This is a genomic window from Planctomycetia bacterium, from assembly GCA_034440135.1.
Taxonomy (GTDB): Bacteria; Planctomycetota; Planctomycetia; order Pirellulales; family JALHLM01; genus JALHLM01.
This window is the reverse complement of the sequence record JAWXBP010000415.1, coordinates 1-8,291: the sequence shown is the minus strand read 5'-3', so window position 1 is coordinate 8,291 and position 8,291 is coordinate 1. Positions and strand designations below refer to the sequence as shown.

The 8,291-nt window shown below is 61.9% G+C and carries 2 protein-coding genes; both read right to left on the bottom strand.

The features are described from left to right. Nucleotides 1-6,227, bottom strand: a 6,227-nt coding sequence (locus SGJ19_24265; GenBank protein MDZ4783374.1) for a Calx-beta domain-containing protein, incomplete at its 3' end; no start/stop codon positions are given. 106 nt (nucleotides 6,228-6,333) lie between these two features. Beyond that, nucleotides 6,334-8,291, bottom strand: a 1,958-nt coding sequence (locus tag SGJ19_24260; GenBank protein ID MDZ4783373.1) for an Ig-like domain-containing protein, incomplete at its 5' end; no start/stop codon positions are given.

The following is an 8,291-nucleotide window of genomic DNA, read 5'->3' as shown; positions in this document are numbered from 1 at the left end:
GTGTAGTCAAAGTCGCCCTGGCTGAAGGTTGCCGGGCGTCCAAAGTTTGCTGCCAGGCGCGTGAAATCGTCGAGGTTCACGTTGCGGTCGTGGTTGGCGTCGCCGGCAAACACGAAGAAGTCGAAGACGATGTTGGCGGTCAGTGGATTGCCGAAGTTGTCGGTGACGTTGCCTGCCTGAATGGTCGCACGATAGTTTCCGTCTGGCAGGATGCCGCCGGGCACGCCAGGGAAGACAAACGAGGCGATGTTGGGCGGGCTTCCGGCTGGTCCGGAGTACGTCAGGCTCATCGCCGCCGGCGGCACGATCGTCCCGCCCTGCGTCAGGTTCTGCAGAAGCAGGTCGCTGGGCGAAAGGCTCGCGCCCACGTTGGCGCTGAACCCGAACTTTACGCGTTGGGCCGTCTCGAACTCAAACGCTGAACTGAGCAGTTGTGGCGGCACGTCGTTGTCGGCGATCGTCAATGTGTAGCTTGCCGGCGAACCGATCACGACGTCAGGAGACGAAGCGAGCGTAATCACCCGAGTCTCGTTGGTTTCCACGAGCCCGTCATCCACAATGTCTACTAGGATATTGGCGGTCGTTGCACCAGCCGGAATCAACAGCGGGCTGGCAGCAATCACCAAATCTCCCGGAATCGATGCGGTGCCGGAGGCCGATGTGTAGAACAGTGAAATCGGCTTGCCCGAGGCTGCTGACAAGTTGACCTGTACCGAAACCTGCCCTGCGCCCTCACCAAACGTTTGGCCCGTCAGCGAGAACTGCACGGTCGGGGCAAGGTCATTGTCGAGGATGGTCAACTGCTGGGTCTGCGTTCCGGAAAGCGTGGCGTTCGTTGGGCTTCCGAGCGTAAACGACAGCGTCTCATCAAATTCATCGAGCGCGTCATCCACAATCGCAACAGTGATGAATCCCGACGTCGCGCCTGCTGGAATGACGATGGGACTTGTGGTGATCTGCGTGAAGTCCACACCAGCAGTCGCGGTCACCCCTCCACCGGTGAACGGAACCGTAATGTCGAACCCGGACGGCGCAGACAGTTGCACGGTAAACGATACATTGCCCGCCGATTCCGAACTGGAGAAATTGCCGCCGGCGAAACTAACGGTTGGCGGCAGGTCGTCATCGGTAATGGTGACGCGGCGAACCAGAGTGCCCGATGCGGCAGAGCCAACTGGGTTATTCAGGCGCAAATCGATCGTCTCGTTCGGCTCGTCAAATAAGTCATTGGTGACGTTGAGGATCAGGTTGCCCGAGGTTGCGCCTGCCGGAATGATCACTGACACAGGGCCAGTAAAGTCGGTTCCGACCAATGCCGTGCCGCCGGTGATCGTCGCGGAGATCGTGATATCAACGGCTGCCGCGGCATTGAGGAATACCGGTATCGACAGCGCGCCGATGCTCTCGGCCACCGACTGAGACCGGTAAATCTCCGGCACGGGAATCGTCGTCAGCACCGGGCTTCCGGTTTGGGTGGCTCGACTGCTGTCGGTCACGATGTCGGGCGAATTCAATGCTGCTTGGGAGAAAGTCAGCCGTGCAATCCGATACTGACCGGCTGGGCTGGTCGCCACATCACCCCAGGACACGCTGAAGAGCGTCGGGCCAAAGCTCGCTGTGGGGCCAGCCGGGTAGGCACCGAGCACCAGCGGCGGATTCGTCGCGCCGCCCGGACCCGTGACGTAGGTATCAAATGCCAGCGCCGGGTTGCCCAAGATACCCGATGAACTCGGCTCAGTCTCTCCGCCGAGCGCATTGTTGTACAGTGCTGTTCCGGCCGGCATCGTCACTTCCACGCCTGCGGAAATCCAATCCATGGTCGTGGTCGCGATCAGGTCAAAGCTGACCATGTCAGCAAGCGCCGGATCGTTCGCGATCGCTGCGGCCGAAATCGCCACCGGCTGCCATCGCACCGACAGCGGGCTTGCCGTAATCGGCGAGAACGAAACCAGCGGCGGAACATCATTATCCGTGATGGAGAGTGTGAACTGTGAAGGCAAACCCACCGCCGCGTTCGTCGGGGAACTGATCGACACCAACACCGTTTCGGTCAGCTCGTAAATGGGATCGTCAATAATCGTTACCGTGGTTGTTCCACTCGTGCTGCCTGCCGGAATCAATACGGTTGACGGGGAATAAAAGTAATCGGCCGGGGTCGATGCAGTGCTCCCTGCATCAACAACCAGCGGAACAGTTACGTCGCGACCCGACGCCGCGGAAAGTTCCACGGTCAGCACGTAAGTCCCGACCGCTTCCCCCACGGATGCCGAGGCCGAAGCAAAGCGCACGCTGGGCATGGGATCGTCGTCGGCGATCGTCAACGTGTGGCTGGAAAGCGCCCCCAGCGCCGCGTTGGTCGGCACCCCCAGCGTTAAGATCACCGTTTCGTCTGCTTCATCCAGCGTATCGTTGACAATCGACACGCTGATTGAACCGCCGGTGCTGCCGGCGGGGATGACAAACGGGCCGCTCGGAATGGTGAAATCGCCCGGCGTAACCGCCGTGCCACCTGTGACGCTGTACGGGATCGTGACATTCTGAGACGACACGCCCGAGAGCGTGACCGAAATGTTTGCGGTTCCACCGGCTTCGCCAATCGTCAGCGACGGAGAACCAAACTGAACGGTGGGAGTCGGCTCATTGTCGTTAATGGTGACGTAGCCGAGGATGGTCCCCGAGGCCAACGACCCGGCCGGGTTGTTCAGCCGCAGCTCGATGAGCTCGTTGGGCTCATCGATATTGTCGTCAAGGATCGTCAGGGAAAGGTTGCCTGCGGTTGAGCCTGGCGCAACGATGACAGACGCCGGTCCTGTGTAGTCGACACCACTGGTGGCCGAACCGCCGATGACGCTGGCCGAAATCGTCACGTTCGCCGCCGATGCTCCGGCGAAGAAGAATGGAAGGTTAACGGTACCGGCGTTCTCCGCCACCGAGTTGCCCTGGAAGATCTCCGGAATCAGCATCGCCGCGCTTCCGCCCAGCGCATTGACCACGCTCGTCTTGCTTGAATCGAGCACAAGGTCGGTTCCGATCAGCGCCGAAGCCGAAAACGTAAGGCGCGCCAGTTGATACACGCCGCCCGTGCTCGAAGTCAGGTCACCCCACGCCACGCTCAAGTTCGTGGGATCAAAGATCGGGGTCGCGCCGTTGGGGTACGCGCCCAGAACGAACGGCGGGTTTGCGGTTCCACCGGGGCCGCTCACGTAGGTGTCGAACGCGCGGGCCGGGTCGGATACGATATCACCCGGCGTCGGCGCGGTGTTGCCGCCCAGCGGGTGATTGTAAAACGTTGCTCCGCCCGGCATTGTCACCTGCAGACCCGCCGAGAGCCAGTCGCTCGTCGTCGTAATGATCAGATCGAAGCTCCGCTTGTCCGCAAGATTTGGATCGGAAGCGATGGCTGCCGCCGAGATCGCGACCGGCTGCCACCGCACTTGGGCCAACGCGGTGGCAATCGGCGAAAATGAAACGAGCGGCGCGGCATCGTCGTCCTGAATCGTGCCGGTTGCGGTGCCCTGCGTAATCACAAACGGCGTGTTGATGAACACCGAAGCCGTGTCCGAGCCAAAGTTTGCCGACGTCAGATCCGCCCGGCCGTCACCGTTCACATCGCCGACCGCGACAAAAATAGGATTAACGCCTGCCGCGAAGTCCGCGACCGAATAGGTCGTGGTCGCCGAGCCGGCAACCGTCTGGTTCAACATCACTGACACGCTGTTCGACCCGAAGTTCGCAACAGTGACATCTGCGCGACCGTCACCATTTACATCGCCAGTGGCGACGGCAATCGGCCCGGTGCCAACGGTCGTATCTTGCTTGGCCGCGAACGCTGGCGCAGCCGCCCCGGCGGCCGTGTTGTTCAGCAGCGTCGAGACCGTTGAGCCAGTCTCGGAATTCGAATTGCTGACCACGAGGTCGGGCCGACCGTCGGCGTTCACATCCGCGGCGACGATCCCGCGCGGGCCGGGGCCGACGGTGAGATCCTGACGCGCGGCAAAACTCGCAATGGTTGTGCCCAGGTTCGTGGTATTCAACAAGACCGACGCCGTGTTGGTATTGGCGTTGGCAACAGCCAGGTCGGGACGGCCATCACCATTGAAGTCGGCCACCGCCAGCGCGGTCGGCCCGTCCGCGACGACAATATCCTGCCGCACCACAAGACTCACCGCTGCCGCGCCGGGCGAGGTCAGGTTGAAGAAGACCGAGACCGTGTCAGAATCGATGTTGGCGATGATCAGGTCTTGCCTTCCGTCGCCGTTGAGGTCGGTGGCGACAACCGACCTCGGCCGCGCACCCACCGCAAAATCCTGACGCGGTCCAAAGCTGACCGTACTCGACCCAACTGTCGTCGTATTCAGCAACACCGAGATCGAGTTGGACAGCCCGTTCGAGACAGCCAAATCCAACCGGCCATCATTGTTCAGATCGGCCACCGAAACCCAGTCGGGGAAGGATTGCACCGCGAAATCTTGTTTGGTGGCGTAGGTCGGCGTCGCCGCACCGGCCGCGGTCGTGTTTAGCAGGACCGAAACGGTGAACGAGTCTTGGTTGACGGCGATCAGATCGGCCCGGCCGTCGTTGTTGATGTCGCCGAGGGCGGCGGTGTGGGGGAATGACCCGGTGGGGAAGGAGGTTTGGGGGAAAGCGGGGAAGATGGCGGCTGCGCCGATGGAAGTCGAACTCGCGAGCACGCTGATGCTGTCTCCACCCAGGTTCGAGCTCACGACGTCGTTCAACCCGTCGTTGTTCAGGTCGGCCGTCACGACATCGTGCGGGTTCGAACCTACCGTGACCGCTCCAACGGTATCGAATGTCGCACTCGGGACTCCGGGAAGGGTTCGATTCAGGAGCGTAACAACAGAATTCGAATCGCGCGCCGCCACTGTCAGGTCGGGTCTGAAATCACCGTTCATGTCGGCCCAGGCGACACCGAACGGCCGGGTGCCGGCAGGAACATCAAAACGCGGCCCCAGGGAGAAGGTCGACGCCCCCAGAGGTGTCGTATTGAACCAGACGGACACCGCATTCGCGTCGGCGGCCGCTACCGCAAGATCGAGCCGGCCGTCGCCGTTTGCATCGGCAATCGAAACTCCGCGCGGCGTCGCAGCGGTGGCAAAGGTCTGCTGCGTGCTGAACGTCGGCGCGGTGGCGCCGGGCGTCGTGGTGTTTCGAAGGATTGAAACGGTGTTGGCGCTCCGGTTCGAGACGATGGCATCCAGGTTGCCATCGTTGTTAAAATCAGCGAGCTTGACACCGCCGTAATCGGGATTCGATCCGACGGCGAAATCAACCCGCGGAGCAAACGACGGCGCTGCAGCACCAACCGCGGTCGTGTTCAGCAGAATTGAAAAGGTGCCGCTGTTGAAATTCGCCACCGCGAGATCGGGCCGCCCGTCGCGGTTGACATCTCCGGTGGCGACGGGCACCGGCGTGGTGCCTGTCGCGAACGCCTGGCGCGGCGCAAAAGTGATCGATGGGCTTCCCGAAGGCGTGGTGTTCATGAGAACCGAAACGGTGTCCGCAGCCGCGTTCGAAACGGCGAGATCCGCGCGACCATCGCCATTGAAATCTGCGGCTACAATGCCGTGCGGGTCTGAGCCGGCGGAGAAAAACTGACCGCCCGTAAAGGTGATGGCTGAACCTGGTGTCGAGGTGTTGACAAACACGCCGATCGATCCGGCGCCCCGGTTGGCCGCTGCGGTGTCCAGACGCCCGTCGGAATTGAAGTCGGCGGTGACGGCACCGACCGGCCCAGTGCCGGGCGAGGCAAAATCCTGCCGACCCCCCAGGACGATCGGCGCGCCGACGACGTTGGTCACACCGGTGAGATTCACAAAAAACGTCTCATCCGCCTCATCCAAATTGTCCCCGATCACCGGAACGCTGATCGTCGCCGAAGCCTGACCAGATGGGATCGTCACGGTGCCGCTCTGGGCCGTGTAGTCCTGCCCGGCGACAGCCGTGCCGTCGGCCGTAGAGTAGGCGACGGCTACGCTGCTAGCGAGGTCACCGGCACGCGTGACGGTGAAGACCATGTTGGTGTTGCCTCCGGTGCCCTCGACCAGCGTCTGATTGGCGATGGAAACCGTGCTGGCCAGCAGGCACCGGCGTTCGAGCGGCTCGGCCCAGCAGGATGATGGGCTGAGCAATCGCCCAGTTGTTCGACGAACCGATTTAGCCAATGACGCAGCGGCGCTGTGACGCCCATGACGTGGCAGACGTGACATAATTCCTCCCGATCCCGGCCCCACCCTGACGGCCCGGGTTAACCTGAAGACGTGTCGTCGGCGACATTCGTCGGCGACGGCTCACATTGTAGCCAACCCGATCATTTTACGCAAACAGAGGATCGTTGTCCCACTGAGACAGTTTGCCCTCATCCGGCCATGCGGCAACTGCAACCCGGCTGAACAGCAATCGATAATTGAGTGCCTGTGAGACTTCGCCCCGAATCGCTCCCACGGCACGCGAATCGGGTCGCAGCAACGAATTGTCTCTGGTGATCTTCGTGCTCGTGCGAAGCAAGCGCGAAGTCGGCGGTAGCGAGTTGCCAAACTGAATTGCCAAAATGTTGAAGTCTTCAAGATCAACGGCCCCGCTGTAGTCAAAGTCACCCTGACTAAACACACGGCCAACCCGCCCAAAGTTGTTCGCGAGCGGCGTAAAGTCGTCGAGGTTCACCGCCCGATCCCGGGAGGCGTCGCCTGCCAGCACAAAGAAGTCGAGAACTTCATCGCCAGTAGGTGGATTGCCCGCAACGTCAGTCACGTTCGGCGATGCGATCGTGGCGCGGTAGTTGGCGTCACGAAGGAGGCCGGCGGCGAATGACGGGAACGTGAAGGTTGCGGTAGTCCCGGCGTACGACATCGACGTGGTGATGATCGTGCCAAGCGATACGTTCTCCAGCACGAGATCACCGTTGACCAAAGTGGGGGCGACCTCTTCGCCGAAGATGTATTGAACCGAGTGGCCGACCTCGAAGAAGAACTGCTTCGTCGTCACGGCAGGGCCAGTTGTGTCGATCGTGACCCCGAGCACTGGGCCCGGTGCCGAAGCGTTTCCGGCCGCATCCACCGCTCGTGCCGTAAAAGCGTGTGTGCCATCGGGCTGCGCGGGAGCCGCGTACGAGGTACCCGTCTCGTAGTCTCCGCTGATTCCAAAGCCGTTCCGCTCAATGCGGAAAAAGGGCGTTGAAGTGATGTCGAATGTCGGCGTGCTGTCGTTGGTGACGTTGTCCATGTTGCTCACGCCGGAGTCGCTCATTGCCTGCAAGTCCGGTGCGGGTGGCGTACCCGGGGCGACTGTGTCGATGGTCATGTTCAGCGCCTGCCCAACGGCCGACACGTTGCCGGCTGCGTCCACCGACCTCGCAACGAACGCGTATGTGCCGGCGGCCAGCAACGCCGACGTGTATGCGCCGGTCGCGAAGTCGCCAGTGACCGGCGTGCCGTCACGCGTCAGGCGGTAGTACGCACCTGTCGACGGCAAGTCGAGGGTCGGCGTGCTGTCGTTGGTGAGGTTGTCCGAATTGCTGATCCCTGAGTCGCTGCCTGCCTGCAGATCCGGCGTCCCTGGCACGTCAGGCGCCACTGTGTCGATGGTGACAGAGTGCGTCAGGCTTGCCTCCGAGACATTTCCGGCAGCGTCCACCGCGCGCAGCGCGTAGGCATACGTGCCGTCTGCCTGCAGAGCGGTGGTGTACTCCGATCCCGTCTCGTAGTCGCCACCGATCTGGATTCCGCCGCGCTGCACCCGGAAGTAAGAGTCCGTTGACAGGACGGCAAACGTCGGTGTGTTGTCGTTGGTGAGGTTGTCCGTGCTGCTGATTCCGCTATCGCTGCCCACCTGCAGACCCGGCAAACCAGGCGTCGTGGGAGCTGTACGATCGACGCTGACGATCAGCGGTGAAGTCGGGGGGCTGACAAAGAGGTTCACCGTCTGGCGCGCGGTGTAGGAGTGCGAGCCCTCTGTTGGCATTGGGTCGGTTAGCTCTCCGGACCCCGTCCGACTCGCAACGACGACGTCGTCCCGCAACAGCTCGACAAGCGCCCCGGTTTCCGCGGTCGGCACGGAGAACGTGAGGCTTGAAGCCTTTGTGATGTTGTCAGTGTTGCTCACGCCGGTGTCACTCGCAGCCAACAAATCGGGCGTGCCGGTTGCGTCGGGAGTGGTGACGGTCGACACGGAGACGTCGTCGATGAAGTGATTATCCCAAAGACCGCCAATCCGTCCGCCGAAGCCGAATTTGTCGCCAACGAGCGCGTTCCAGCCCGACAGGGCCACTCCACCGG